Raw genomic sequence first — 26,331 nt, forward strand, 5'->3', positions numbered from 1 at the left:
GCATCGACGTCCTCTTCGCCATGCTCCGAGACGGAACCTTCTACCAGCCGCCCACCCCGGCCACCGCTTGACGAAAACCATAGGGGCACCTTTTCCTCTTCCTTCTTGGGTGGGGTTGTTGTCTGGGTGCAGAGGGGGATGTCGGGCAACCCGACCACGGCTGAAAGGCGTGGTGACCTGCGGATACGCCGTCAGGTCCCGGATGGGTGCGGACAGTTGTCGGCGGGGTTGTCGACGGGGTCCCCGGTGGGGTTGCTGGCGTGGTCGGGGGCGGGGTTATCGCATCGTGACGCTGGTCGGGCCTTCGTGGTCGGTCCTCTGGTCGGGGCCGGTTGCTGGCCTGGGAAGTACGCGCAGCGGCCGGACAAGAGCGGCGCTGCACCGTACTCGAAGGGCAGCAGTGGGGATGCTGAACGTGGACGTGGGCGGTGGGGACCGGGTGGCGCTGGCGGTGCTGGCGCAGTACCGGATGGCGACGACGGAACAGATGCATCTGGTGCTCGCGCCGGGGGTGCGGATCGAGCAGACGCGCCGTCGGCTGGCCAAGCTGCGTGGCGAGGGGCTCGTCGACCGCGTCACGCTGCCGCAGGCCGGTCGCACGCGGGTGTGGTTCGCCACGCAGTTCGGCGTGGATGTCGCCTTGGAGTGGCCCGAGCTGCGGGAGCGGCGGCCGCCGCGGCTGATCGCGGACCGCACCGCGGCCCGGCTGCGGGCCGGGCATGCGCTGACCGTGACGGAGACCGGGCTTGCCTTCCTGCAGGACGCCCGCCGCCGTGATGACGAGTGCCGACCACTGGACTGGATCCCCGAGGTCCACCACCCCCTCGGCAACGGCGAAGCCGTCATCCCCGACGCCCTGCTCTACTACCGCACCTGCGACGACGGCGGATCCATGCTGCGGGCCTTCGTCGACAACACCACGCCCGAGCCGACCAGCCATACACGCCAGCCCACCCCAGCCCCGTCACCGCACACACAGGAACTCCCACCCCCATGACAGCCACCCAGTCCCCGTGCTACCGGCAAATGACACCCACGTGGTCACCCCACGACAGCCACCAGGAAACGAGACACCACGCTCTACCAGGCCAGAAAGCTGTCACCCACCAAAGACACCCAACCACCGCCACCACACCCCCAACTCACAGGCGACCACGGAGCAGATGCCTGGTGATCGCGCCGGGGTGCGGATCGAGCAGACCCGACGGCGGTTGGCCAAGCTGCGGGATGAGGGCCTGGTCGACCGCATCACGCTGCCGCGCGCCGGCCGGACGCGGGCGTGGTTCGCCACCCAGTACGGGGCAGAAGTCGCCGCGGAGTGGCCGGAGCTGCGGGACTGGCGGCCGTCGCGGCTGCTGGCGGATCGCACGGCCGCCAGACTGCGGGCGGGCCACTCCCTTGTCGTGACGGAGACCGGGCTGGCTTCCTGCAGGACGCGCGCCGCCGCGGTGAGGTGTGCCGGCCTTTGGACTGGATCCCGGAGGTCTACCACCCGCTCGGGGGCGGTGAGGCTGTCATCCCGGACGCCGTGCTCTTCTACCGCAGCGGCCATAAGGACGATGACTGGTCCATGCTGCGGGCGTTCGTGGAAGTCGACCGGGCCACGATGGGCCCGGAACGCCTGGCCGCAAAGATCACCGCCTACGCCCGTCTGTACGCGTACGTACCCGTGACGGTCGGACGTCCCCGACCGGACTTCAACCAGGAGCCGACATGGGAGGACTGGCGGCGGCGCTACCCCATCTTCCCGCGGCTGTTGTTCGTCCTGGACGGCACCGGTCCGGCCGGCGTCGACAACCGGATCCGAGCCCTGCGGGCCGCTGCCCGCGACCTGGCGCAGCCCGGCTTCGTGCACCAGGTGCCCATCCTCGCGGCCCCGTTGACCGACCTGCTGCACAACGGACCCTCAGCGCCCGTGTGGCGCCCCGTCCAGGACCCCGACCAGAGAGTCAGCTGGACGCACTCGCGCCACCCCTAGCCGCGCACGGTCCTGCGCAATACCCCCGCCCACGACTCTCACCGCCCGGGCCCGTGAACGGCAATGGGCCGACCATTGCGCACCGCCGATGCCAGCAAAGCGGATTGGTTGCGCAACCTGCACACTGCCCACGCCGATGTGCTGTTCGGGCAGGCCTGCAAGCCGGGTCTGCGCAATGACCACGTACGCGACTGCGCAGCTCATTGCGCAGACCGGGCCGCGGGGTGTGCACCGGTCTTCATGCCGTTGCGTACGCCGCCTCCGCAGACACCTCGTGTGAGAGGTCGTACCCACGGATAGGAAGCAGACAAAACGGGCCGCGATCCAAGAGAGCGCTCTGCCTCGCTGGTCGCCATGTGGCTGAGGATCGAGGCAACCGGTTCAGGTAAGCCAGACGGCTTCATCGCTGGGTGAGTACATCGGTTGAGGTGGCCAGGGTCAGCGGCATCGCGTACACCTGCCAGCAATACTCGGCAATGCCCCAATTACCCCACTCAACGTCGGAGATCTTGCGGCCGGGGAGCCGACCATGACCACGGATGAGCCATCACCGCCTGCAGAGAGCAAAAACTCCACGACAGAACGCTTCAGCGCGTTCACCAGACGCAACATGCTGCTGGTGGCGGTCTTCTTCCTCTCCAATCTACTGACGGCCGCGCACCCTGCCTGGGAACAGTGGGAATAAAAGCACCGACGGGAAGACCAGTCCTCAGGACACACCTACTACAACGGTGAGGAGTTGGATGGGAGAGCCCGGAGCATCATGGCCAACTCGGTTGTGAACACCTACGCGGAGACCGCATTGTTTGAGGAGCTCGACGACTACTACGACCAGCAGATCGGGGTCGAACGGCTTAGCGTCTGGTAACTAGCCTCTGCTCAGCTGATCACCACGTCGGGTGATTTCAACATCCTCCTGCGCCCGTGAATGCCTGCTCCTTAAACCCTGTGGCTTCGGGCCCACGCTACCGAGGTGTCCGAAGGGCGCCGGTGGGCAGGAGAGCAGGATCCAGCCTCCACCAGCGGGCTGGCACAAGCCCCCTGTAGGCTATGTGGTCGGCGAGGAGGCGCAACGAGGTGCCGCTGACGCCCGATACATGGTGGAGGAACCACCTCCTCTTCGGCCATGAAGCCGTGAATGGCAGGAGCATCACGGGGGAACCAGCCTTTCCAGCACTGCAATAATCCCGCTCACCGAGTCACTGCTTGTCGAGCGTTCCGCGAGGAAAAGCACATCCGTGCCAGAGGCTAGCTGCGACATATTCATTTGATCAGCGTCAGTGGTGTAAACGACGAGTGGAGATCGATTGGGCAGGGCGTCGTCCCTAAGCCAATCGACGACGGCAGCCTGGCGCCGCACTTCGAGCAGGTTCGCCAAGACGAGATTTGGCCGCAACTGTTTAGCGATAGATTCCGCCTCATCGGCGTTGCCGACCTTCGCCACTTGCATCCCGCGCCGCTCCAGAGAAACAGTCAGGGCTTCCGAGATCTCGTTTTGTTCTTCAAGGAGCAACACGCGTGGCTGGTGCCGCTCACTTTCACGAGGCGCCAGTGCCTTGATGAGCACGGCGGGGTCAGCGCCGTAGGCCGCCTCGCGCCCCGATTGCCCGAGACCCGCCGTCACCATTACCGGCACTTGGACGGCTAGTGCTGCCTGCCGCATCGATTGCAGATTCGTACGGGTGATTGGACCGGTCAGGGGGTCCACGAATAGCGCGGCCGGGGAAGTGGAGAGCCGAGTAGCCAACTCATCGCGTGATCGCACAGCGACGAGTTCGTAACCACGATTGCTCAGCGCCCGCTGCGTGTTGGTGTCGGGCATTGGCCAAACCAGCAGTGGTCGAAGGACTTCTGACTGCTGCCGTCTCGTGCTGCTGCAATTGGCCTTCCCTCTGTCGGCCAACGGCATCTCGAGGATTGGCTGCTGAGCGTCGTTCGCGGCCAGACTCAGCATCTGCTCAGCTAACCTGGTGGCTTCGATGAGCTGTCGCTCCGCCTCCTCCTGTGCCTCGCGCCGGGTACGGTCCGCCGCTTGCTCGGCGGCGGAGCGCAGCCCGGTGATCTCCTCCTGGGCCTGCTCATGCAGCCCGGCCACCGAGTCCCGTACCTGCTGGGCGTGCTGCTCGGCGCCCGACACCATCTCGTTCGCGCGTCGGTCGGCCTCCTCGACCAGCCGCACGGCCTCGGCCTGCGCCTCCTCCTGTGCCTCGCGCCGGGTACGGTCCGCCGCTTGCTCGGCGGCGGAGCGCAGCCCGGTGATCTCCTCCTGGGCCTGCTCATGCAGCCCGGCCACCGAGTCCCGTACCTGCTGGGCGTGCTGCTCGGCGCCCGACACCATCTCGTTCGCGCGTCGGTCGGCCTCCTCGACCAGCCGCACGGCCTCGGCCTGCGCCTCCAACCTCAGCCGCTCCGCCTCCACGGCCGCCTCGGACCGCAGGCGTACGGCGACGGCCTCGCCCTCGGCCCGGGACGCGGACGCGTCCGACGCGGCCTCGTTGCGCAGCCGCTCGGCCTCAGCCTCAGCCTGTTGCCGCAGCTCGTCGGCGTGCGCCCTGGCCTTCGCCAGCAGCTCCTCGGCGGTCTTGGCCGCCTCCTCGATCTGCTGGACGGCCTCCTTGCTGGCCTCCGCGCGGATCTTCTCGCCCTCGGCGACCGCGTCGGCGCGCAGCTGCTCGGCCTCGCCGCGCAGCCGGCGCGCCTCCTCCTGCAGCTCGACCGTCTTGGCGCGGTACTCCTTGGTGTCGTCCTTGGCCGCGCCCTTGAGCTGCTCGGCCAGGTCGTGCGCCTCGGCGCGCAGCCGGTCCGCCTCGGCCTCGGCCTCGGAGCGGATCCGCTCGGCCTCCTCGGCGGCAGCCTTGGTGGTGTTCTTCGCGTCCTCCTGCGCCCTGTTGAGGACGTCCTCGGCCGTCTTGGCCGCCTTGGACAGCTGGGTCGCGCTCACCAGCTTGTCCGCCTCGGCCTGCGCCTTGCGCAGCGCCTCCTCGGCCTCCGCCATGCGCTGCTCGGCGGCCCGGCTCAGCTCCTGCGCCTGACGACGGGCGGAGTCCGACTCGGTGGCGGAGGAGCTGCGCAGCTGCTCGGCGTGGTCGGCGGCCTCCTGGGCCTGCGTGGACGCGGCGTTCAGCAGCCGCTCGGCGTCCGCACGCGCCCGGCGCAGCAGCTGGTCCGCCTCTGCGCGGGCCTCCTCGGCCTCGCTCTGCAGCCGCTGCCTGGCCTCGCTCGCGACCCGCTCGGCCTCCGCACGGGCGGCGGCCAGGGCCTGCTCGGCCTCGGCACGGGACTCGTCGAGCAGCCGGCGCGCCTGGGACTCGGTACGGGCGCGCAGCTGCTCCGCCCAGGCCACGTTCTCGTTGACGTGCGACTCGACGGTCTGCCGGCGCTCGGCCAGCTCCTGATCCAGGTGGCGTACCGCAGCGGACGCCGCGGCACGGATTCCCTCCGCTTCGGCTAGAGCTTCTTGTGCTTGGTTGAGCGCGTCGGCGGCCAAGGCTCGACGACGGGATTTCGCCGCTTTCGCCTGTTTCTCGGCCAGCCAAGCGGTCTTCCACGAACGTCTTACAGCCTCTGAGAGACCAAGATCTCCATCAAGCTGTCTGACGAATTCGCCCGTGAAGTCGCTGCTTGGAAGCCGCTTTCCCTGAAGCACCTCTGACAACGACGAGACTGCAAGCGTGACGCGGCCTTGCGTACGCGCCTTGTCGGCCAGGCTACGAAGCCGTGGAGCTCCGCAATCCACATAGAGAGCCATGAGCGCGTGAACGAACTCTAGCTTGGCTCGCTCAGCAGCTTCGATGAGGGCGTCGTCGCCGGGATCCGGCACACCGGCACCAGACACAGTCAGGCCCCTCTCCCGCTGATGTGACAACAAGGCTAGAAGCCAGGTCTCGAATTTTCACGAGGTTCAGCGAACTATGCCGAACGGCTCCGGATCGAGGAACCGTTCGGTCGAAGCGATCTATGTTCGGCACTTGAGCTGCAAGATTCGAGGTTGAACGAGTCCTTGCTGATTGCTGGTCCCGGTACCGCGACGCTGTCTCCAATGGGCATACCGAACCATCGCCTCCCTCGACCCGGTCGAGGTCGCACAGGAGATAAGTCCATGCCCGAACACAGCAATGAGCCGCCAACGTGGAATCTGACCCTCGGCCGGCAGGGTCTTGAACTCAGGGCAGGTCGGCACTTGCACCTGTCCATCTCTCTCGTTCTGCTCTCCTGGCTACTCAGCATCAGCGGGGCGGCTTCGATCATTCCTCTGCTAGAACACCTGCGCCCATAGATGTAGGAGGGCATCTGATGATCTTTAACGGCTAGGGTTACGAAGGCGGCCGGGTCCGATCCGGCGAGGAAGCCGCCGAGGAACTGCGCCTATAACAGCCTGAAGAACAGGCGGCCCTGTTCGTCGAAGTCACTGATCCTGAGGAACGACGGTGGTCCTGCCGAAGGAAGGTCGGCAGGACCACCCAGACCAGCCTAAGACTCGTAACACGATCTTGTGGGTAGGTGCTGGGGGCCGATGTCGTATCCGGCGCGGCACGGGCACCATGTGAGCAGCATCGCCGCACGAGCGAGCCGCTGGTGGCAAGTTGCGGATCACGCCAGAACGGCGGTCCCACTGCTCGGCGCTACAAGGACGGCGGGCCGCAGAACGGATCACGTCCTGGTCCTCGAGCTGCCCCGCCAGCCGACCGACGGCTGCGCCCTGGATGACTGGTGTCCAGCGGGTCTTCGCCCAGTTGGACCGCGGCATGACCGTGGCCAAGCTCCGCCGCGGCCGCCGCATCAAAAGCGAGAAGGGCAGTACGCCTACGGCACACCGCCGTATGGCTGTCCCCGCTGCGACCGGCAGATCCTGGAAGCCATCGTCCACGTCGCCTGCACCGGGCAGGCATGGTCGCGTCTCCCCCCGGCTCTGGGGCCCTTCCTGGCCTGCCGGCGCCGCTTTCTCCGCTGGCACGAGTGGTGCGATGTGATGCCTCCGCCACATGAAGCTCGGGCAGGAGATTCGGGATGTCGGGCGGTTCTCCATTCGCATGGAGATCACGGACGTCCTGCGCGGAGCGTATTTGGTGCGGTTCACGCTCCTGGGCCTTCGGAGAGGTGACGTTGTCGGACATGCTGTGCCTACTCAAATTTTCGTTGCATGACCGGCCGAGGCGCGCCGGCGGGTGTACTCGGTGCCGAGCCGCTTCAGCTTGCGGCGGACCCGTTCACCGAACGCCTCCGGATCGCTCACGCCGGCGAACCGGGCCGCCTCGGTCCAGCTGGCCGTAGAAGGGTGAGCCCAAGCCATCGCCACCCGCCGCTCGTTCTCCGTCAGACCCCGCAGCACAGCATCGACACGCGGGTCTTCGAAGGCCGTCTCGAAGACCAGGTCCTCCATCCGCAGGCTGCCGGGCATCACATCCAGCAGCGTCAGACCACCCGCCCCCAGCGCGCCTCCAGCATCCGCACTCGCGAACCGTCCACCTTGTGCCTCCACACCGGCACCAGTTGCCGATGGATCGCGCGTACATCGGGCTTCAGCGAGCCGGTGAACACCTCGTCGATGCTCACCGAAGCCGACAGTTCGACGTACCAGTCCTCGGCGGGCCGGCGTGATGGCACTTGGATCGAGTGAGTACCCGGGCGAGTACCCGTAACCGTCTGTGGTCACGGCGAAAGGCCGGTCACTGAAGTGGAAGACGTCGTGCCCAAAGCGGAGCTCGCCCGAGTGCTCGACATCCCGCATCTGCGTCTCCGAAACGCCCCAGATGCGGCTGAGCTCCTGGCGCCGCCGCGCTCGGGCGTCCGGGGAAGGGGTGCAGTCGGACACGGGAACCTCCCTAGGAGGACGAGGCGTGTGCCTACGCCTCTCGGTCCCGAGACGGGGGCGGACCAGCAAAGAATCTTGAACGCAGCCGGGTCCGATTCCGCGGAGGCCCCATCTACAAGGCTACGAACGGCCGCGCCGCGCCTCCATACCCCTCACCCTTACCGCCGCCATTGCCGCCGAAAAGGCTCAGGGAGCCTCGTGGACAGCCATCGGTGACGCCCTGGGCATCACTCGCACGGCCGCCCATGGTCGATTCGCCGAAGCCGTTGAGAGGCACACTGAGCTCGCGAAGGCTGGTGGCGAGATGGAGTCGCCCGCAGCTACAGCGACGAACCTTGGACTCCTCTGGGCGGTCATCGAGGCGGAAGCCCGGCATGAGCGCCACCGAGCCCTCTCCGAAGTCATCGGGCAGGATGAAAAGGCTGAGCGGCTCCTTCGTCAAGCCGGTGAAGCAGGAGACACCGGAGCCCTCATGGCCCTGGCTGGCACGCGGCGGGACGCCGGTGACCACGCTGCAGCTGAGCGCCTCTATCGGCAAGCCGCCGAGGTCGGAGACCCCGGAGCCCTGACGGCACTTGCCGACATGCGGCGGAACGCCGGCGACCATGAAGAAGCTGAGCGCCTCTATCGGCACGCCGTTGACGCTGGAGACTTCACAGCGCTGACCGACCTGGTGATCATGCGCACCGAGCAAGGCGATTTCGCCCAAGCTGAAGCCCTCGCCGAGTCGATTCCAAACGTCTCACAACGATCAAGCAGCCTGACTCTCCTGTCAGAACGGCTGAGGGACATTGGAGACGTCGAGGCCGCCGAGGCCGTCGCTCGCAAGGCACGGGCCCTTGAGGAACAGCCGAACGCGATCTGGGCACCCCGGCAACCAGAGCACCGGAGGCATGCGACGGTGAGTGAGGCGCTCGCCGATCAAGACGGATTGGAGCACCGGCTGGTCGCACTCGAAGCAAAGCTGGACCTTCTCCTGGAGCGGACCGCGCTCCCTAAGAGTTGAAAGATCGTGCCGCAGAGTGCGGCACGATCCCTCCGCAACATGCCGCCCCTCGGCCAGAGACAGCGGCACCTGCTCAAGAACGCCCCGGAAGGACGTCCCATGAACCATTATCCCATCCCCTATCCCGGTCAGCCGCAGCCCGGCCGCAATGAGTGGATGAATGTCGCGCTTTTCCTCGCGGTGTTGTTCACCGGAGTGATCTTGGTTTCAGTGGGGCACGCAGGTGCTGCGACGCTCGCCGCCGTCGCCTACATGTGCGTGCGCATCTTCAACAGATGGAACCGCCGGAAGTAACCGCCCCTGGCCAGTCGGCACCTGCAGGTTGTCGAGCGGGTGCCGACTGAGTGCTGTCTCTGAGCGATCACTCGATTCGGCGATAGCACCACACCTGTTGCGATGGTTAAGCTCGGCCACACCACGCTGAGCAGCACCGACGACAGAACATGTCACGCAACCACGGTCTGGCCCTCAGAGAAGCCGCGGTGGTGCGCCTCCGGGTGCACGGGGGTTCCCATGACCTCGTCGGCGTGCCGGGCGACGGCGGCCGCGAGGGCCCCCAGTCGGCGACGCCGGGGCGGCGGCGTGTGTGGGGCAGTGTTCCGGCCACACGAACTAACCGGTGGATCCGGTTTCGCCGTCGCCTGCACGGACGCCGTCTGCCGGCACGTTGGTGTAGTCGACGCCGGGAAAGAGCCGGATGCCGCTCTCATCGACGCGGACTCTGGCTGGCCGCGGAGCGTCGTCCGAGAGGCGGCACAGCACGTCCGCTTCACGGCGGCCGTCCTTAGTGGTGTGCCAGGATCGCAACTGGCCGAAGCGACGTTTCCCGTCGGCGGTCTCCACGAGGACGAGCGGGTCCGGTGCGCGTCCCGGCCCCTCGGTGACCTGGGTGAAGAAGCCTTCCTGGCGTAGCCGGGTACACAAGTCCACCAGTGAGGATGCCTGGGTGCTTCCCAGTTCCATGCCGATCTCGAAGTGCTCTTGAAGACCGAGGGAGGATAGGTTCGCGCTGCCGAAGTAGCCGGTGGCGCGGTCGGCGACCACAAACTTGGCGTGCATGATGCCGGGGTTGGCCGCGGTCCACCAGTACAAGGACGTTCTTCCGTAGTCGGCGCAGTCTTTGACGAGGTCGTTCAGGGGTTGGGCCCGGCTGCTCGGGTCGTGGGCGTAGAAGTGGACGGCGACCTGACGCTCGGCGACGGCGGGCAGCAGAACCTCGCGCAGTAGGTCGCAGCCGCGGCGGTTCCAGAAGGGGCCGCCGATGTGGAGTTCACTGTTGGCTCCGGCGATGACGTCCTGGACTAGCAGGTCCAGGCGTCGGACGGGGGGCGCTACCAGGTGGGCGGCGGCTCGCGGGGTGGTGAACACCAGGGGGCGCTCGGACGGTGGTGCTGGGGGCGGTGGATCAAGTCCGTCCAGGACGTCCAGGAGCACCTGGAGTTGGGAGAGGCGTGCAGGGACGAGCCTTGCGTGCCGGCCTGAGCCCAGTAGGCCGCACTCGGCGGCGAGCTGGCGTACGGCGGTAGCGTGATCGTCTGCGACCCCGTGCACGCGGAGGGCGTCAAGGGTGTCGGCTCTGGCGATCTCCCGTGTCCATTCGGCGGCTGCCGCGTAACTGCCCGCGAGGCGCTCCAGTAGCTGGGCGAGCGGGACGAGCGGTCGCAGTTCGTCGGTCATGTGTGGCTTGAGGCGGCGGTGTGGCGGAGGAACTCTGCGGCGAGGCCCCGGTCGAGGTCGTCGTTGAAAAGTCGGCAGCCGAAGGTGAGGTAGACGCAGCGTTCGCAGCAGCGTGGCGAGGACTGATGGCACAGCGGGTCGTTCTCGCAGCTGAGGACCGAGTCGGCGGTGCTCTCCAGCCAGCTGAGCACGCGGTTGCTGAGAAGGGTCCACAGTGATCCGAGGGTGAATTCACGGACGTTGTCGGCGTAGATGGCGACGGTGAGCGCCTTCGTGACGACCCATTCGGCGAGCGTGTTCTCGGCCAGTCCTACTTGGCCGTCGTCCAGGGACCGAAGCAGGAGGTGGCCGAGGGTGTGGATGACCGTGTGTACGGTTGCTGCCGCGCGGGCGGCTTCCGGGTCGTCCTGGTCCGTGAACAGTTCCAGTAGCCGCTGGCGGGCCGCCGATTCGTCTTCGGCCACCCCGGCGGTGATTCCTTTGGCGTTCAGGAACGACAGGACGGAACATGCGGAGAAGGTGACCAGGAGGGCTTCGGTGTCCGATGCTGCGACGTAGACCGGATACTTTCCGTCGTGGTGGTGCTTGTTGTGGAAGCCGGTCAGGACGCTCCGCTCGGGCTCGTGCTCTTCTCTGGTGTAGCCGAAAGCGACTCGGGCTACGGGGAACTCCCAGGTGACCGCGATCTCTGCGATCCCTAGGGTGCGGGCCTGCTCGCGGGCGCGTTCTGTGGTCTGCTGGGCCAGCCGGTCCTGGAGCTCGGCGAAGCGTGCACACTGGTCGTCGAGGGTGATGCGCTGGATCTGGGCCGGGTCGAAGACCGCTGCGCGTTCCACGAAGGGGCGGTCTGCACCGAGCAGTTCCCACCGCGCGTTGTCGGCGTTCGTACTGGGCAGAGCAGCGAGGCCGCTCTCCTCGGGGCCCATCATTCTGCGGAGCTGCTCGATCGCCTCCTCCCCCATGTGAATCTGGCGCAGTTGCTGTTCTCTCTGCTGCCATTCCTGCGGGGACAGGCGCGGCACGGTGACGTTCTGGGAGGCGTCGCCGAGGCCCTGGGCCAGGGAGTCGATCAGGTTCAGGTAGTGGGCGGCCGCGATCCGGCCGCAGTGGGGGTGGCGCTGGTACTGCCGGAACTCGGAGTTGTCGATGTTGACGAGCTGGAGGGCGTGGACCTGGTAGGCGCGGGTGTCGTTGAACGTCCTTGCCCGCATCATGGAGCGGCCGGCTGCGTCCTTCCATTCGCAGCCGCAGGGGGACTGCGAGGTGCCCTGGAGCTTCGCGCCGCCGCAGCCTGGGCCGACGCAGCGCCACAGGGCGGTGACGAAGCTTCCCGTGTTCTCGAACACGATGTGGTCGTAGCCGTGCGCGGGAACAGGGCACTTGGGCACGTACATGGGGCGGATGCGTCCGCAGTTGTGCGCGTTGAAGTACGGGAGCTGCCGCAGCGGTGCGCCGCAGGTGCGGCACCGGGGGTCGGCGGCGAGTTGCTGGGCCTTCACGTAGGTACGCACGCGGCGGCAGGAGCGGCGGACGCATTCGAGGACGAGCGGGAAAACCTCGAAGCGGACGAGGTCGGGGCTGACCAGGACGAAGTTCTGCCGCAGTCGGCCCTGCGGCACCGGCAGGGCGGCTCTGGCGTCTTCGCTCCAGCGCTCCAGGTAGCGGGAGATCTCGTCGTAGATGACGTCTTCGTTGAGCTTTTTGACCACGTCCCCGTCGACTGCCTGGACCCTGCCTCGCAGCCGCTGTTCGTGACGGAAGACGGCACCGGGCAGGAAGGCGGTCATGGCCTGGCTACGGCTGCGGTGCATCCTCGCCCCCCTTGTTGTCGGCGGTGTTGGTGACGAGCGCTTTGAAGGCGTCCTGGCTGCTGGTCAGTGACTGGAACGATGTGCTTTTGTCGATGTCGCGGAAGCTGGTGAGCGGCTGTTGGAGGAACAGGTAGGCGGTGCGCTTTTCCTCTGCGCCCTTGTTGAGGTTGGGGCGTTCCTCCTGCCGCCACGTGTCCATGATCCGCGCAACGAGGTCGTCCTCCAGTCCGCGCCCGTTGACGCCCTGGACGCGCTCGCGGTAGCAGGCTGGGATACGTCGTTCCAGCCAGGGGTCGAGGAGTGGTCGTTGGGCGCTCCACCAGCGCTTGAAGTCTTTGGAGTAGTCGGCTCCTTCCGGTGGTGGCTTCAGCGCGGGGTCGCGGGCGGCGTCGTGGAGCAGCGCCAGCACGATGCCGGGCAGGGTGCGTCGGGCTGCGAAGTAGGCGTACTTGTTGACGGGCACGGGGGTGACCATGCGGTCGAGCAGGCGGTGGTAGCTCAGGAAGTTGGAGAACATAGAACGTTCGCGGCGCGAGACGGGGTCGTAGACGGTGACGACGAGGCCGGCGTGGGTTCGCCCGGCCCGGGCAGTGACCTGGATGTAGTCGGCGGCGGTCGGCGGCATGCCGGCCAGGATTAGGAGGTTGAGGCGCTCGAGGTCCACCCCGTGGCTGAGCACGCTGGTGCCGACCAGGGCGCGCAGCCGCTCTCCTCGCGGGGTGTCCAGGTGCTCGCGTTGGACCCGGGCGATGGCCGCAGCGAGGTCGGGGACCGGGACTTCGCCGGTGAGCACCGCGTGCTCGACGCGGTCGAGTCCGGCGTGCTGCAGGTCGTCGGAGAGCTGGCCGAGCTCCTCGTCGAGCTGGGTGCCGTGCTGCTTGCTGTTCACATAGGCCAAGGAGACCTCGTAGGGGAAGAGGAGTCGTTGGAGGTCCGAGTCGGGCAGCCCGTGCAGGGCGAGGCGCTCGCGCAGGGCCTTGGGCTCCTCCTGGAGCCGGGCGATCTCGGTGAGGAGCTCGCCTTGCACGATCGCGGTGACGTCGGCTTTGCGGCGCTTGTGCGGGAGCACTCCGATGTGAACGCGCCGGAAGTCGGGTCGGGTCGTGGTGTAGAAGCTCTCTCCGAGTGTCCATCCCGGTGCGGGGAAGGCACGGGGGCGGCGGCCGTAGAGCTGGCGGAGCTGGTCCTGGTACTGCTCGATGGTGGCGGAGGCGCCCAGTACTTTGCTGGGCAGGCCGCTGCCTGCTCCTGACTGGAGTTCGGCGATCATGCCTTCGTAGTGCGCGTTGAACGCGCCGAGCTCCTCCTTGAGGAGGTGCATCTCATCCTGAACCGTCAGGGCCGGTACTGGGTCCTTAACCGGGCGGGCCGCCGGGTAGCCGCCCTTCGGCGCGGTGCAGTGGTCCGGCCCGGCCGAGCAGGTTCCGAAGCGAGGGAAGGAGAAGTAGCCGTGCTCGGCGCAGCGGTGCTTCGGTCCGTGCTGGAAGGCGGTGAATTCGGGGAACCAGCTGTGCCCGGTGAGTTTGTCGACGGTGGAGATGACGATCGCCGGCAGGGTGCGGTAGACCTCGACGTCGCTCACGTGCAGGGGCAGGATCCGCTGGCAGGCGGCGCATTCGTGATGCAGGCGGACCGCGTCGGTGTCCAGGCGCAGCCGTACGCTGTCGCCCTCGCAGTAGGGGCAGGTGATCACGAGCCGGTCACGTAGGTGGTCTTCGGCGAAGGTCCCCGCCCGGGTGGCGGCGGCCTCGGTCTCCCAGCCGCGCCACCAGCCCCGCTCCCAGTGGAGGTCGTTGGGGCTGCCCGTCCCGCCGGCGAGGTAGCCGAGTGCGAATGGGTCGTCGTGGGGGGATCCGATCCTGCGTTCGACGCGGAGATCCTCTGCGGCGATCAGCATGCGCAGGGTGCGGTCGAGTTGCTGCACGCTGAGCATGCGCAGCGGGAAGCGCAGCCAGGCGGTGACCCCTGCGTGCTTGCCTCGTAGCCGGTCGTAGAACAGGGCCGTGAGGATCAGCCCCAGGTACGCCTCGGTCTTCCCCCCGCCCGCGGGGAACCACAGCACGTCGGTGTGGTCGAGTTCAGCGCGCAGGTCCGCCCGCTGCGGGTGCTCGCGCACGGCGAGGGCCGGCAGGTGGGAGACGATGTAGACCAGTTGGAAGAGCCGCCAACTGTCGTACGGTCGGCCGTCGTTGACTCGGGCGAAGACCTCGTTGGCGAGTCGGAAGGCGAGTTTGAGGTCCGGATCCAGGTCCAGGCACTCGCGGCCGAGGCCGAACCGCCTGGCCTCGTCGTCGAACTGGGCGCGGTCGGCTTCGATGGCCTTGTGGTGCGGCAGCTGCTGGGCGGCACGGCAGGCGGCGGCGAACTCCCGAGAGTAGCGGGCCATCGCGACCTCGACGGAGTCCAGGATCGGGGCCGGGTCGTCAGCGAGCTCACGCCACTGCGGGTGTCGCACCCCGGCTTGGCGGGGCACGACGGTGCGTTGGACGTGGACGGGCAGGGTCTCGGTCCGCAGGCCGGTGCCGTGGGGAACTGCTGCGCAGCCGGTGCCGCGACCGATCACCTCCGCCAGCTCCTCCAGCCGGTAGTCGCGTGGGGCGAGGTGGAAGCGCTGGGGCACGATGCTGATGCCGTCTCCGGGGAGGACCGCGAAGCGGCAGTCGTACACAGAGAGGTCCTGCCAGTCGCTCTGCGCCGTGTCGCTTTGGTTGTGCAGGGAGACGCGTATGAGGTGGTCGCCGCCATCGAGGGCTTGGGCGTTCGCGGACAGCACCAGCTGGGGTGCGCAGGGAGCCGTGTCGCGGTCCAGCAGTGCCACGACGTGGCGGTGGAAGGCATCCTCGTCGGCCATGGCCTCCGCGGGGAGCACGTTGCGCCTGCGCCGCCCCTGGCGGCTCTGCGGTCCCGCGGTGAGCGGGCGACGGGCCTCGGGGCGGGCGAAGTGCGTGTCCACCGCGCGGCCGATCGCCTGGTCCAGTAGCTGCTGGGCCTCGCTGAGCGCGTGCGGATCGGCGTCGTCATCCCCGAGCGGCACTTCGATCACCAGGTCGGGCACGTGAACGTCGTGGCGGCGCCAGACGCCCAGCAGCTCTCCCGGCCGGGTCTGTGCGCCGGAGGCGTCTTCGTTGCCGCGCAGGTACTCCATGTGCTCGGCGTAGCTGGCGATGTCCTCCAAGTACAGGGCGAATCGGCAGTGGACGGCGAGTTGGGCGGTCCTGCGGCCGGGGGCAGTGCGCACCCGGAAGTCGAGTGCCAGGACCGGCGGCGTCTGTGTGCCGCGCAGGGATTCGACGGGCCGGCGGCTCGGGTCGGTCGCTACGTCGCCTGGGATCGGGGGTTGTTGCGGGGGGACCGCGACGGCGGGCAGCACTCCGACGACCACGTGGTCGCGTGGTGTCCATGGGGGTTTGTGCGGGGCGCCGCTGCGGTCGGCGAGTCTGTCGGCGAGGACCCGCGTCAGGTGGTCGATCAGCACCGTCTCCCGCTGGTTGTCCGCAGCGCTGTCGGAGTGCGGCGCCAGCGGATTGTTGTTGCGGGCATCGTTCACGGCGCCTCCTGTGGTGAGCTGCTTGCGCTGCGAGGACCTGGCACGCGGCCCAGGGCGGCCGCGGACACGCTCTTCTGGCCGCCGACGCGACGGACGACGACCAGGTCAAACTCCTCGAGGACCTCCGAGACGTCGATCCCAGAGCACAGTGTCTTCAGCTGGCGCAGCGCAGGGCCTTCCGTGCCCCGTGCGGCCTCGGTCATCGCCGCCGCCGCGGTGTGGCCCAGCGCCCGGTGTAAGCGGCGTAGTTCCTCAGCCATGCGGGCCAGGCGCTGCCAGGTGCCTCCTGCGGTCAGCCGGGTGTCCCGGGCCAGCAGGGCAACCCGGTGGATGTCTTGCGGGTCCTCCGGGGCGATGACGCTGCCGTCGGCCCATCTGCTCACCGCCTGCCAGGACGAGACCTCGCTCCCGAGGTTCTTCAGGGCCGTGAGCACGTTTGGCCACGACCCTCGTTGCTCATGCACGGTGGTGATGGCCTGGCGGAAGAAGCCGATCACCGTGTCCATGGCGGTCACTTCGGCGCTGTCGTGGATCACCATGACGAGCCGGTCGTGGAGCCTGGACTGCCCGTCACCGCGTGCGCGCAGTAGCCGGCTGCCGGGGGTGAGAGCGGTCACGGGCACCCTGGCGTAGCGCTGACCGATGAGGACGTCGACCTGCTCGTCGCTGCGCAGCCAGAGCACTGCCCCGTCGGGTTCGGTGAGCACGGCCGTGGCCGGCGTCGGGTCGTCCGCCGTCACCGCTGTGGCGCTGCGGCCGGGGTCCGCCGGGGTGCCGATGGCCCTGGCCGGGGCGTCGTAGTCCTCGAAGAGTGCCGAGAGGTCGAGCGTGAGCCGGCTGTCGCGCTGGGGTAAATCGTCTGGTGCGGAGTATGGTCCGGAGAGGTCGACGGGGCCGTATGCGACGGGGAGCGGAGGCGTCGCCGGCTCTGGTACCTCGCCCAGCCTCAGCACCGCGGCGCTCTGGCGTATCTGCTCGTGCCAACCGTGCAGCGCACGGCCGGCCGAACGCTCCAGCCAGGTGTATTCGCTCTGCTCCACCACGGCGACGTGTTCATCGGCAGCACCGGAGAACAGCACGCCGGTGCGTGAGGTCGAGGGGACACCGAGGTGAAGCTCGAGCCTCGGCGAGGCGTCCCAGGCCAGGCGTTCCGTATAGGGCATCACGTGCAGCGCGCCGGCTCCCCTGTCGGCGGCGGGCCCGGGCCGGGGGGCCAGCAGCAGGGAGTCAGCATCGCCGCCGAGTGTGTCGGCCAGCTCGTCGGCGACAGCGGCAGCGGCGGAGCGAGAGCGGGTGCGGACGATGACGGGGACGCCTGCCCGGTCGGCCCGTGCCCACGCGGTCAGCGCAAGCAGCAGGTCCCGGCGCGGGTTGTCGTCGTACAGCAGTTCATACAGGTCCAGCACGCCGCGCCGAAGGTCGGGCCATTGGGTCTCGCGGAACAGCCCCCACGGCCCGGCCCGCCCCTCCAATGTCCCGCGGGACACCGACCGGGCCAGCGCCCGTGCGCCGCTGCCGCGCCCCATCAGTACCTGCCAGGCGTCTTGCCTTCCGATCGAACCCCAGCTGCACCACAGCAGGTTGAGCAGACGCACGGCGTCGGCGATCGGCTGCGGCCAGGGCTCCGACGTGTGGACACGCCGTGCTGCGACCACACCCGCCACGACCGTCCGGTACAGCTCGGCGAGCTGCTCGTGGCGGTATACCGCCGCGCTTGGTGCGGCTGCCGGGCGGTGGGCGAGGAGGGCGTTACTGGTCAGGGGGCCGTATGCGGGGCGGTACCCGAGGGTGTGCCGCACGTCGGTGCGCAGCGCGGGAGTCCACGGCCATTGCGTCCAGGCCCGGCTGCTGCCCGGTTGGGTGCCCAGGTCGGCCACGGCCACGACGCGAGCGGCGTCGTGCTCGCTCGCCCAGGCCAACGCGCGCTCCCAGGACTGGTCGTTGGCCATGCTGGTGCGGTCGATGACGACGGTGCCGACGCTGGTCCCCAGCGAGGGCCTGCCCAGTGCGGTGTTGAGGTAGAACAGTCCCGAGGGCGAGTCGACAGCCCTCGTGATCTTTCCTTGGAGGTCCACGACCCGGCCATCACCGCGGATTCTCTGCATGCGCAAGGCTCGCGAGAGGTTCTGCCTACCGATCGCGAGCTGTGCCAGCCGTACGGTGACGTTGGTGCGCAGTCCGACGACGACCACCGGTCCGTCAGGGACCGGGCAGGGCGATCCGCCGGTCAGCTCTGCCCCGAGCCGTATGAGCTGGAGGTAGATCCCGATCAGCACGGCCAGGTCGTGCCGCCCGCGCGGGAGGCCCAGGTACACGCTGCGTTGATCACTCGACAATGCGCGGGACAGCAGGGTCAGGGTGGCACGGTCCAGCGGGCCGAGATCGACGGTGCGGCCGCGGTCCGTCATGCGAAGGGCCTGCACGCGCTCGAAGAAGTCCGCCGGGCCTGCGTCGGGAGGGACGAGACAGTCCAAATATGTCACGCGCGCCATCACCCACCTGGTATCCCCCCACTACCTGCCGTTACAGTAACGCACATTGACAGGCCGTCACCTGCTCCTGCCCAATCCGAGGGCGGTGAGTCCGGGTTCGGACCACCGGGGGCATACACATGAACGAGAAGTCAGGAGCGGGCCTCCCTCCGGTCTCACTTCTCGAGGCCGGCCCGGCGCCCGTGGAGTGGAGCCGGATCGCCGAACACGAGTCATGGCGCAAGGAAGTGCACCGGCCCGCGACCTACGTACACAAGTGGTGGGCGAGGCGCCTGGGCAGCGTCGCACGCCACTTACTGTTGGCTGCCGTGTCCGGGCCGGACGACTCCATCACGGACGCCTCGGCCAGGCTGCGGGGGCTCGTCGTCTACGATCCCTTCGCCGGATCGGGCACCACCCTTGTCGAAGCGGCCAAACTCGGGGCCGCCGCCATCGGCCGCGACATCAACCCCGTCGCGACGCTCACCCAACGGCAGGCGCTGCAACCATGGGATCTCGAGGTGCTCGCAGACCTCTTCGGGCAGGTCGTCAGGAAATGCGCCCGCCCCGTCCAGGAACTGCACCGCACCGTCTCCAACGAACCGGTCCTGCACTACTTCTGGGTGGCCCTCGCGCACTGCCCGGAGTGCGGCGAGGACGTGGAGCTCTTCACCACCCGGGTATTCGCACGCCACGCATACCCGCGCAGACACCCCCGCGCCCATGCAATATGTCCGGGCTGCCGAGGCATCTGCGTCACCGACTTGAGCAAGGACGAGAGGGGGCACTGCCCCGCCTGCGGCATGACCTTCTCGTTCCACGGGGCCGCCCGCGGACGATTCATGACATGCCGTCTCGGACACCGCACCCCTGTCATCGCCGCGCTGAACGGCGCCGTCCCGGAGCGGCGCATGTACGCGAAGCTGGTGCTGCGCGCCGACGGCAGGCGTGAGTACCGGGCGATCGACGACTTCGACCTCTGCCTGTACGACGAGGCGGCGAAGTCCCTCGCCGACACATCCCCTGATGAGCTCGTACGCCCGCTCGGCGCGCTGGAGGAAGGCGTCAGCACCATCCAGGCGCTGCGCTGGGGGTACGACTCCTGGGAGCGGTTCTTCAACGAGCGCCAGCTTTACAGCCTCGGGCTGATCGGCGCGGCACTGCGCGATCTCCCCGAGGCGTCCGCGGAACGCGAGGCGCTCATCGCATCGTTCGGCAGAACCGTCGAACACCACAACCTCTTCTGCTCCTACAAAGGAGAAGGCACCGGCCCGGTCCGCTCGGTCTTCCACAACCACGTACTGCGACCGGAGCGGTGCAGCGTCGAAGGAGACCCCTGGGGCGCCCAGGGGGGATCAGCCGGGTTCTCCGGGGTGCTCACCCGGCTACACAAAGCGGCCCAGTACAAGAGCGCCCCGCTGGACTTCAGGGCCGAGGCCAGCCGGATCCTCGCCGTTGACCAGTCCTCGCTGCCCGTCGCCCGCCCCCTGAGCACGACGTGGCAGGAGTTCGTGCGGAATCCCGCGACGGCCTACACCACCACCGGCGATGCCTCGCAAACGGATCTTCCCGACAACAGCGTGGACCTCATCGTCACCGACCCCCCCTACGTCGACAACGTCCACTACTCGGAACTGGCCGACTTCTTCCACGCGTGGCTCAACACCATGCGCCCCTACCAGGGCTACCCGGACATACCCAGCACCCGGGCCGTCCAAGAAGTACAGAACGCCGCCCCTGATGGATTCCAAGCCACCGCAGCCCGCGTCTGGCGCGAATGCCGGCGCGTCCTCAAACCCGGCGGCTGCCTCCTGTTCAGCTTCCACCAGTCGCAGACCACGGGCTGGTGCGCTCTGATGCGGTCGCTGTCCGACGCGGGCTTCACCGTCACCGCCATCCGCGCCATGATCGCCGAAGTGGCCACCAGCCTCTCCAAGACCGCAGCGGCGGAGCCCAACCGCATCGACGTCATCGTGCTGTGCCGAGACGCCGCGGACACGCCGGTCGAGGCAGCCCCCGACCTCGACAAGGCCGCCGCGCAGGCGCTGTCGGAAATCCAGAGCCTCAGGGAAGCCGGACTGCGGGTGGGCCCCGGCGACGTCCGCACCGCAGTACGCGCCGCAGTCCTCGCAGCAGGAACACGCCAGGCAACCGCCGACTGGGAAACCCTGCAAGCAGAAGCAGACCAACGAGCCACAGCGGCGGTAGCGGAATTCAACACCACCTGACTCCTCGGGGGCCTGTGGCAGCCAGCCTGGCCTGGGCCAGCGGGGGAACCGGGTACGGCCCCAACACGCGGACCGCCCACCGGCGACTGCCCCGCCCTCGCACTGCTGCCAGTCGCCAGCCGGACCACGATGGCGCCGCGTCGCACTGCTCACGGCCGCCACCGTGGTCCGGCTCAGGGTCGGAGGCGGTCCTGCGGCGGCGTTGCACGGAAGAAGGCGCCCAGGGGTTCGTCGACGGCGCGTTCGCGGCCAGTGCCGGCGGCAGCGGCGTCGAGGAGGGGTGCAAGATCTTCAGTGTCGCAGGGGGAGAGGACGAGCCAGCGCAGAACAACCTGCCGCACGATTAGTCTGAGGTCACGCAGGGCGGCCAGCTTCTCGCTCTCGTCCTGGGCCTTGAGGACGTCCCCATGCACGTACTTGGAGCGCGCGCTGTACGCGTCCTGCACGATTGTCTCGACCTGCTGGCGCAGGGACGGGGTGAGGAACAGGGCGGCTGCGCGGGACCGGATCCTCTCGCTGACGCCCTCATGCTTGTCGTCGGGACTGGCCATCAAGGCTTCCAGCGCGATGACGTAGTCCAGGTGCAGCTCGTCGGCCTCCTGCTCCCACACGCCATAGTCGCTGTGGGTGCGCTGGTGGGCCTGCAGCAGGTGCCGGGCCGCGCGCTCCAGGCGCAGGGCGCGCCTCCTGGGCAACCTTCGACTGCTGGTGGCGCCGTCCATCACGGCGTCGATCTTTGCGGTCACGGCGGCGCAGAAGGCTTGCAGGCGCGGGAGTTGTTCCCAGGTGACGTGGAAGCTGCCAGTCTCGCGGACTTCGACTTCCTCGTACCCGCCGTCGTGGTCCTCGTAGATCTGGAGGGTGGTGGGCACGTGGTTTGGGTGCAGCCCGAACTCGCGGCCGCGCTCGACGTCGAACACCGCGTCGACATGGAGGAGCTCGGGGCTCCACAGGATCAGCGGCAGCAGCGCCCTCCAGTGCCGGGCTTCCGGCCGCGGGCCGCTGAAATCGAACCAGGGTACGCCGCTGCGGTCCGATGTACGGTCCGGATCGGGGGCGTGGACGAACGGTGCGCCGGCCAGGAGACGGAGGTCGAGCCCGCCCGGCTGAAGGCCGTGGAGGGCGGCCATCGGGCCCAACTGCCTCAGTTCGTCGGCGGTAAAGGTCTGCAGGGTGTACCGGCCCAGCGGGATCCGTGTCCCCTCGGGGAGGTCGCCGGTCAGCAGCAGCCAGTCCTCCACTGCCGGCGCGGGCGCCGTGCAGAAGGCGACGAAGCTGTCCGCAACCTCTTCCACCGGCACCGTCGCCCCCTGGGCAACCAGACGGGTCGCGTCCCCCAGTCCAGATCCGCCCAGGAGCGTGGACCATCGGGGCGCCCAGTCACCATCGGCCTTGCCGTACAGGTCGCGGTGTTCGGATTTCGGCGCGGCGCCCACCACCGCGTTGATCACAGCATCGAACTCCGGCTGCGTCGACAGTGCTACATCGGTGATCGCCTGGGGTATCGAGGGCAGGTCCCGTGCCTGTTCGAGCCAGGCGAGGACGGCCTGACGCAGTGGGGCGGTGTCTTCCATACGGCACGAAAATAGCGCACCTTCACCGCCCGCGAGACTCAACCATCAATCAGGCCACCGCTCTCGGTCTGAGCGGCCGTTCCTACGTTGGCGGGCCTGGCGCGGTACCGGCGATGACCTGCGCCCTGCGGCCCTCAGCCCTCGGCTTTGCGAAGGGCAATGATGGGACTGGTGCGGTACGCCGACGACTTCGTCGTGCTCGTGCACGGTACGAAGCCCGAAGCCGAAGGGTGAGGCGATCGAGGAACGGTCTGTAGCGATGGGTGTGCCAGCCGAGGCTGTCGGGTGGCCAGTCCACTGGTACACGGGCTCTGATCGCTCCTGTCCCTCCCCTCGTAGCGTGAAGACCGTGGCTGCAGGGGAAGTTGGGAGTCATGGCAGAGAAGCGGCGCAAGTTCGACGCGGAGTTCCGTGAGGGGGCTGTACGGATCGTGACCGAGACCGGCAAGACCATCGCCGAGGTCGCGAAGGATCTGGGGATCAACGAGACCACGCTGGCCAGCTGGGTGTCGCGGGCCCGCCGCGCGGGCACCGCGCCGGGCGGCGGGAATGACGAGCTGGAGCGGCTGCGGCGGGAGAATGCGCAGCTCAAACGGGACAACAAGGAACTGGCGATGGAGCGTGATGTCCTCAAACGCTGCATGGTCCTGTGGGTGAAGTAGCCGTGGCGGACCCGGCGTCCGTCGTCGGGGCGATCGGCGACCAGAGGACCCTGCACGGCATCCCGCACCGCGTCTCCTGCCGTGCTCTGGGCGTGAGCGAGTCGTGGTTCTATAAGCACCGCAACCGCCGGCCCACCAGCCGTGAGGTCCGTCGTCAGCAGCTGGTGGAGGCGGTGAAGGCGGAGTTCGCCAAGTCGGGCGGCACCTACGGGTCCCCGAAGGTCTGGATCACGCTGGTGCGGCAGGGCTGGCGGGTGTCGGTGAACACCATCGCCAAGCTCATGGCCGAACTCGGCCTGGTCGCCCGCAAGGTCCGCCGTCGACGGGGGCTGACCCGGCCAGGGAAACGGCCGGCGAGCCCGGACTTCGTGAAGCGGGACTTCACTGCCGAGGCGCCCGACCTGGTCTGGTGCGGGAACATGACGGAGATCGAGACCGGGGAGGGCAAGCTGTATCTGGCCACGGTCATCGACCTCTTCTCCCGGCGACTGCTCGGCTATGCGATGGGAGAACGCCACGACGCCGAGCTGGTCGTCGCCGCTCTCAACATGGCCGCGGCCACCCGGGGCGGCGACGTGCGCGGCGTCACTTTTCATAGTGATCGCGGGAGCGAGTACGGCTCCCGCAGGTTCAGGCGGGCCTGCCGCAGGCTGGGCGTCTTTCCATCCATGGGCCGGGTCGGATCATGCTTCGACAACGCCGTCAGCGAGGCGTTCAACAGCGTCCTGAAGGTCGAGTACGTCCACCGGCACACCTTCGCCACCCGTGCCGAGGCGCGGATCCGAATCGCGACCTGGATCACGGACTTCTACAACGCGCGCCGGCTACACAGCGTGTGCGGATTCAAGAGCCCGATCGACTACGAACACGACTACTGGGCCGGCCTCACCGAAGAGCTGGCTGCATAGGAAGGTCTCCACGTTCGGAGGGGATTGACACTCCTCTGCCTCCGGGCGTCACTCCGGCCGGCGTGCCGCGGGTGCCTCGGTCCACTACGGTTCCCTGGCGGGACTGCTGAGGGGGCGGTCGTTGATCAGGAGTCGTCATGCTGCCACACATCGGTCTGTACTACCCGTTCATCCACTTCCGCGACGAGCGATGGCTGAAGACGGCCGCGCTCTATTGGCGAGAACTGGCGCGAGTCGTGCCGGACGGCTATCGGTTGTCTGACTCGCGGACCGCCCGGGTACTGCGCGAGGAACTCGGCTTCATCAGGCCGGTGGATCCAGCGGAGCCCGCTCGACAGGTGGCACCGATGTTCCTCGAAGTCCTCACCCGTCACGCGGAGGCCTTACATACAGCGGGATACGGTGTGTCGCCTGCGTGGGACGACTGGGACAGCCGTGCGAGAAATCCCTTCGATCCAGTGGCTCCGCCCTCGTTCGGGCACGGGTCGAGGCACACGCACGGCACGGGACCGACACGCCCAGGCGTCGCAGCCGCCTACTGGGAGGAGTTCACCCCCGAACTGCGAGCGGCACTCGTAGACTCCGGGTTGGCAACCGACGTGCGGCGCAGTTCTGGGCTTCAGGGGCGACGCTCCCTCGCGAACGGTCGCTGGATGGCGATGAATGCCGGGCTCGCCTGGGTCTACAAGTGTGCGTTCGTCGAAGTACTCGCCCGCCAGGGCCGGTTCACGCCCACGACGGACCAGCCCGACGCGCACCTGGCGTCGGCCGGCTGGGATGCCGACCGGGTTGCCGAGACCCTGCTCGGCACCACGGGCACGGCAGTGAGTGCCCAGCCGGACGACATCGCCGACGCGGTCGGACTGTTGGCCGTCCGTTTGGCTGTGCCGGCGGGACTGGGCAACGTACCGGTCGAGAAGATCGTCAAGCTGCGGGAGAATCACCGCGACGAGTTCGCCGCGTTCAACGCCGTCGTGTCCCAGACCGTGGACGAACTGCGACAGGAACTGGCCGGGGTGACGCTGGCGGTGGCGCGCGAGAGCTACGTGCAGATGGCGGTCGAGCAGCGCTTCGATGCTCCTTTGAGGGCTTTGCGTGACGCGATGAAAGCGCAAGGCATCGGCACGGTGTACGGCCTGGCCAACGTGAAGTTCGAAATGCCCTCCCTGGTGAGCGCCTTCAGCCCTGCGGTCGTCGGCGGCTTCCTCGGTCAGCCTATGGCGGGTGCGGCGGTTGGTGCGGCGCTCGCCGTCGTAAACGCCCGCCACACGCACAAGCAGCAGGTCAAAGACCTGAAAGCCGGGAATCCTGCCGCCTATCTACTCTCGGTGCAACGTGGCCTCCAACCCCGTTCCCTCCTGCGGAAGATCACTTCGCTCGCCTGACCCACCAGGCACACCGGACCACCTCCTCCTCCTTTCCGCCTACCTTGCACGCACCGCCGGACCTCGTAATGGGATGCAGTCGTAGCGGCGGGTGGCGATTCTGCTTGCCTCTTGAGTCATGCCGTGAGGAAGACCGGCGCGGGCCGTGCTCCTGGGCGATGTCAGCTCCATGCCGCGAGCATCCTCTGCATTGCGAGGGCAGATGCGGGCAGGGCCTCCTACGGAGCGGACGGTCCCGACTGCACGGGGGGCGTCGGCGTCGTCATGGGTGTCGACGGGGCCACCGTCTGCGGTGTGGCCGCGGATGGGTCCTTCTCTATGAGGAGCAAGAAGACAGTCACCACGGTGAGGCCTACCACTATGGCTGCCCCCAACTTCTGGTCTCGGTAGGCCACGTAGACCGCGGCTCCGCCGAACGCGATGCCGACGAGGAGCGTGAGCATCACCGGCCACCGCCGAAGGGAGCGACGGCAGAGAGCATCTTGTGGGGGAAGAGACGCAATGGAGTCCCCCTGTGTGACTTCAGGGCGTGCAGCCCCTTAGTCTCGATTCCAGCGCTGATGGCTTCGATCCAATCTTGATGTCGGCTTCTGGCAGGAGCACGAGTCGGGTGGCGGGCTGTCGGACTACGTAGGTGGCCCCCCGTTGGCGCGGGGGGTCACTGTTTTTTGGCCTCCTGGTGTCGGGGAACGGGCATCGGACTACGTGGTGACCGACAACGTCCCGTTGGCGCGGGTGGTGAGTCTTGGCAACCGCAACCGGCGTCGATCTCGGCCCGGATGTCCTTGTTTCACCGCGCTGTTGGTCAGAGCAGAAGCGTACGCAGTCTTGGTGGAGCCGACAGGAGCACCCGTCTGCCTTCAGGGGGCCCGGCAGCCCGTCAGGCTCGAGCGGGGGGAACACTTTTCCGGCGGTTCTGTAGCGTGGTTGTTGCGCTCCGTCCCGAGCATCGACAGTCAGTATTCGCGCAGCTCAGAGCAGTTCCGGTCGGCCGCCGAGATGACAACTAGGCGACCACCGCATCCTCCAGGTCGTGACCGAAGTCACCTACACACCCCTCTTTCGCGTCAACGTTCCGCAGGGTCGAACCGGATCACGGCGCCGGTCCGCGGCGCGTCGATCATGTAGCCTCCAGACGTAGCCGGCGGCACGGTTCCACTGGTCGGCGGCTGCGTCCGGCGGTCCTCGGCCCTGCGATCGCGGGTGGTCGGCGCCGGTCATCCCGGCTGTCCGGCCTGCCTGTCGGCGTCACTCCCCGGCGGCAACAGTCCG

The 26,331-nt window shown here is 68.0% G+C and carries 19 protein-coding genes; 10 read left to right on the forward strand and 9 right to left on the reverse strand.

Going from position 1 to position 26,331, the window contains the following annotated elements:
* The first annotated feature begins 406 nt into the window (after positions 1–406).
* From ACFY01_RS45735 to ACFY01_RS45745, 3 genes are all read left to right on the forward strand, one after another.
* Entirely contained in the window at positions 407–997 is a 591-nt protein-coding gene (locus ACFY01_RS45735; RefSeq protein WP_390741712.1) for a replication-relaxation family protein, read from the forward strand.
* A gap of 468 nt (positions 998–1,465) precedes the next feature.
* On the forward strand, positions 1,466–1,978 hold the full coding sequence (locus tag ACFY01_RS45740) for a replication-relaxation family protein (protein ID WP_390741713.1): 513 nt from the start codon (positions 1,466–1,468) through the stop codon (positions 1,976–1,978).
* A gap of 529 nt (positions 1,979–2,507) precedes the next feature.
* Positions 2,508–2,663, forward strand: a complete 156-nt coding sequence (locus ACFY01_RS45745) for a hypothetical protein (RefSeq protein WP_390741714.1) — start codon at positions 2,508–2,510, stop codon at positions 2,661–2,663.
* Positions 2,664–3,128: 465 nt separating this feature from the next.
* On the opposite strand, the gene ACFY01_RS45750 is transcribed toward ACFY01_RS45745, so the two are convergent.
* Positions 3,129–5,798: a hypothetical protein gene (locus ACFY01_RS45750; RefSeq protein ID WP_390741715.1), complete on the reverse strand. Its 2,670-nt coding sequence runs from the start codon at positions 5,796–5,798 to the stop codon at positions 3,129–3,131.
* 693 nt (positions 5,799–6,491) lie between these two features.
* Between ACFY01_RS45750 and ACFY01_RS45755 the strand changes: the two genes are divergently transcribed.
* Positions 6,492–7,079: a transposase gene (locus tag ACFY01_RS45755; protein WP_390741716.1), complete on the forward strand. Its 588-nt coding sequence runs from the start codon at positions 6,492–6,494 to the stop codon at positions 7,077–7,079.
* A gap of 24 nt (positions 7,080–7,103) precedes the next feature.
* On the opposite strand, the gene ACFY01_RS45760 is transcribed toward ACFY01_RS45755, so the two are convergent.
* Positions 7,104–7,376 carry a hypothetical protein gene (locus tag ACFY01_RS45760; protein ID WP_390741717.1) on the reverse strand — a complete coding sequence of 91 codons (273 nt, stop codon included), beginning with the start codon at positions 7,374–7,376 and terminating at the stop codon, positions 7,104–7,106.
* A gap of 14 nt (positions 7,377–7,390) precedes the next feature.
* Positions 7,391–7,582 (reverse strand): hypothetical protein, encoded by a 192-nt coding sequence (locus tag ACFY01_RS45765; RefSeq protein ID WP_390741718.1) that lies wholly within the window; start codon positions 7,580–7,582, stop codon positions 7,391–7,393.
* Positions 7,583–8,094: 512 nt separating this feature from the next.
* On the opposite strand from ACFY01_RS45765, the gene ACFY01_RS45770 reads away from it, so the two are divergent.
* On the forward strand, positions 8,095–8,796 hold the full coding sequence (locus tag ACFY01_RS45770; RefSeq protein ID WP_390741719.1) for a hypothetical protein: 702 nt from the start codon (positions 8,095–8,097) through the stop codon (positions 8,794–8,796).
* A 99-nt stretch (positions 8,797–8,895) separates the two neighbouring features.
* Entirely contained in the window at positions 8,896–9,090 is a 195-nt protein-coding gene (locus ACFY01_RS45775) for a hypothetical protein (RefSeq protein WP_390741720.1), read from the forward strand.
* A 318-nt stretch (positions 9,091–9,408) separates the two neighbouring features.
* Here the strand turns inward: ACFY01_RS45775 and ACFY01_RS45780 are convergent, their stop codons facing one another.
* From ACFY01_RS45780 to ACFY01_RS45795, 4 genes are read right to left on the reverse strand one after another with little or no spacing between them, the layout of a single operon-like run.
* Positions 9,409–10,473 (reverse strand): phospholipase D-like domain-containing protein, encoded by a 1,065-nt coding sequence (locus ACFY01_RS45780; protein WP_390741721.1) that lies wholly within the window; start codon positions 10,471–10,473, stop codon positions 9,409–9,411.
* Positions 10,470–12,284, reverse strand: coding sequence for a hypothetical protein (locus ACFY01_RS45785; protein ID WP_390741722.1), 1,815 nt, complete (start codon positions 12,282–12,284; stop codon positions 10,470–10,472). The genes ACFY01_RS45780 and ACFY01_RS45785 overlap by 4 nt, the downstream gene beginning before the upstream one ends.
* A complete protein-coding gene (locus tag ACFY01_RS45790) occupies positions 12,268–15,831 on the reverse strand; it encodes a helicase-related protein (protein ID WP_390741723.1) in 3,564 nt (1,187 codons plus the stop codon). Before ACFY01_RS45790 ends, ACFY01_RS45785 begins: the two co-directional genes overlap by 17 nt.
* Complete coding sequence (locus ACFY01_RS45795) at positions 15,828–18,239, reverse strand: hypothetical protein (RefSeq protein ID WP_390741724.1); 2,412 nt, start codon at positions 18,237–18,239, stop codon at positions 15,828–15,830. The genes ACFY01_RS45790 and ACFY01_RS45795 overlap by 4 nt, the downstream gene beginning before the upstream one ends.
* A 203-nt stretch (positions 18,240–18,442) precedes the next feature.
* Here ACFY01_RS45795 and ACFY01_RS45800 point away from each other — a divergent pair, with 203 nt between their 5' ends.
* Positions 18,443–20,530, forward strand: a complete 2,088-nt coding sequence (locus tag ACFY01_RS45800) for a DNA methyltransferase (RefSeq protein WP_390741725.1) — start codon at positions 18,443–18,445, stop codon at positions 20,528–20,530.
* A 173-nt stretch (positions 20,531–20,703) separates the two neighbouring features.
* Here ACFY01_RS45800 and ACFY01_RS45805 read toward each other — a convergent pair whose 3' ends face one another.
* The gene (locus tag ACFY01_RS45805) at positions 20,704–22,104 is read right to left on the reverse strand and encodes a hypothetical protein (RefSeq protein WP_390741726.1); all 1,401 of its coding nucleotides are present in this window, start codon (positions 22,102–22,104) and stop codon (positions 20,704–20,706) included.
* A gap of 374 nt (positions 22,105–22,478) precedes the next feature.
* Here ACFY01_RS45805 and ACFY01_RS45810 point away from each other — a divergent pair, with 374 nt between their 5' ends.
* From ACFY01_RS45810 to ACFY01_RS45820, 3 genes are all read left to right on the forward strand, one after another.
* Positions 22,479–22,766: a transposase gene (locus tag ACFY01_RS45810; protein ID WP_390741727.1), complete on the forward strand. Its 288-nt coding sequence runs from the start codon at positions 22,479–22,481 to the stop codon at positions 22,764–22,766.
* 2 nt (positions 22,767–22,768) lie between these two features.
* Entirely contained in the window at positions 22,769–23,674 is a 906-nt protein-coding gene (locus ACFY01_RS45815) for an IS3 family transposase (RefSeq protein WP_390741728.1), read from the forward strand.
* A gap of 137 nt (positions 23,675–23,811) precedes the next feature.
* Positions 23,812–25,059, forward strand: a complete 1,248-nt coding sequence (locus tag ACFY01_RS45820) for a DUF6236 family protein (RefSeq protein ID WP_390741729.1) — start codon at positions 23,812–23,814, stop codon at positions 25,057–25,059.
* Between the two features lie 218 nt (positions 25,060–25,277).
* On the opposite strand, the gene ACFY01_RS45825 is transcribed toward ACFY01_RS45820, so the two are convergent.
* Positions 25,278–25,502 (reverse strand): hypothetical protein, encoded by a 225-nt coding sequence (locus ACFY01_RS45825; protein WP_390741730.1) that lies wholly within the window; start codon positions 25,500–25,502, stop codon positions 25,278–25,280.
* Positions 25,503–26,331 lie beyond the last annotated feature (829 nt).

Origin of the sequence: Streptomyces sp. NPDC001480 (assembly GCF_042894725.1) — a bacterium.
Taxonomy (GTDB): Bacteria; Actinomycetota; Actinomycetes; order Streptomycetales; family Streptomycetaceae; genus Streptomyces.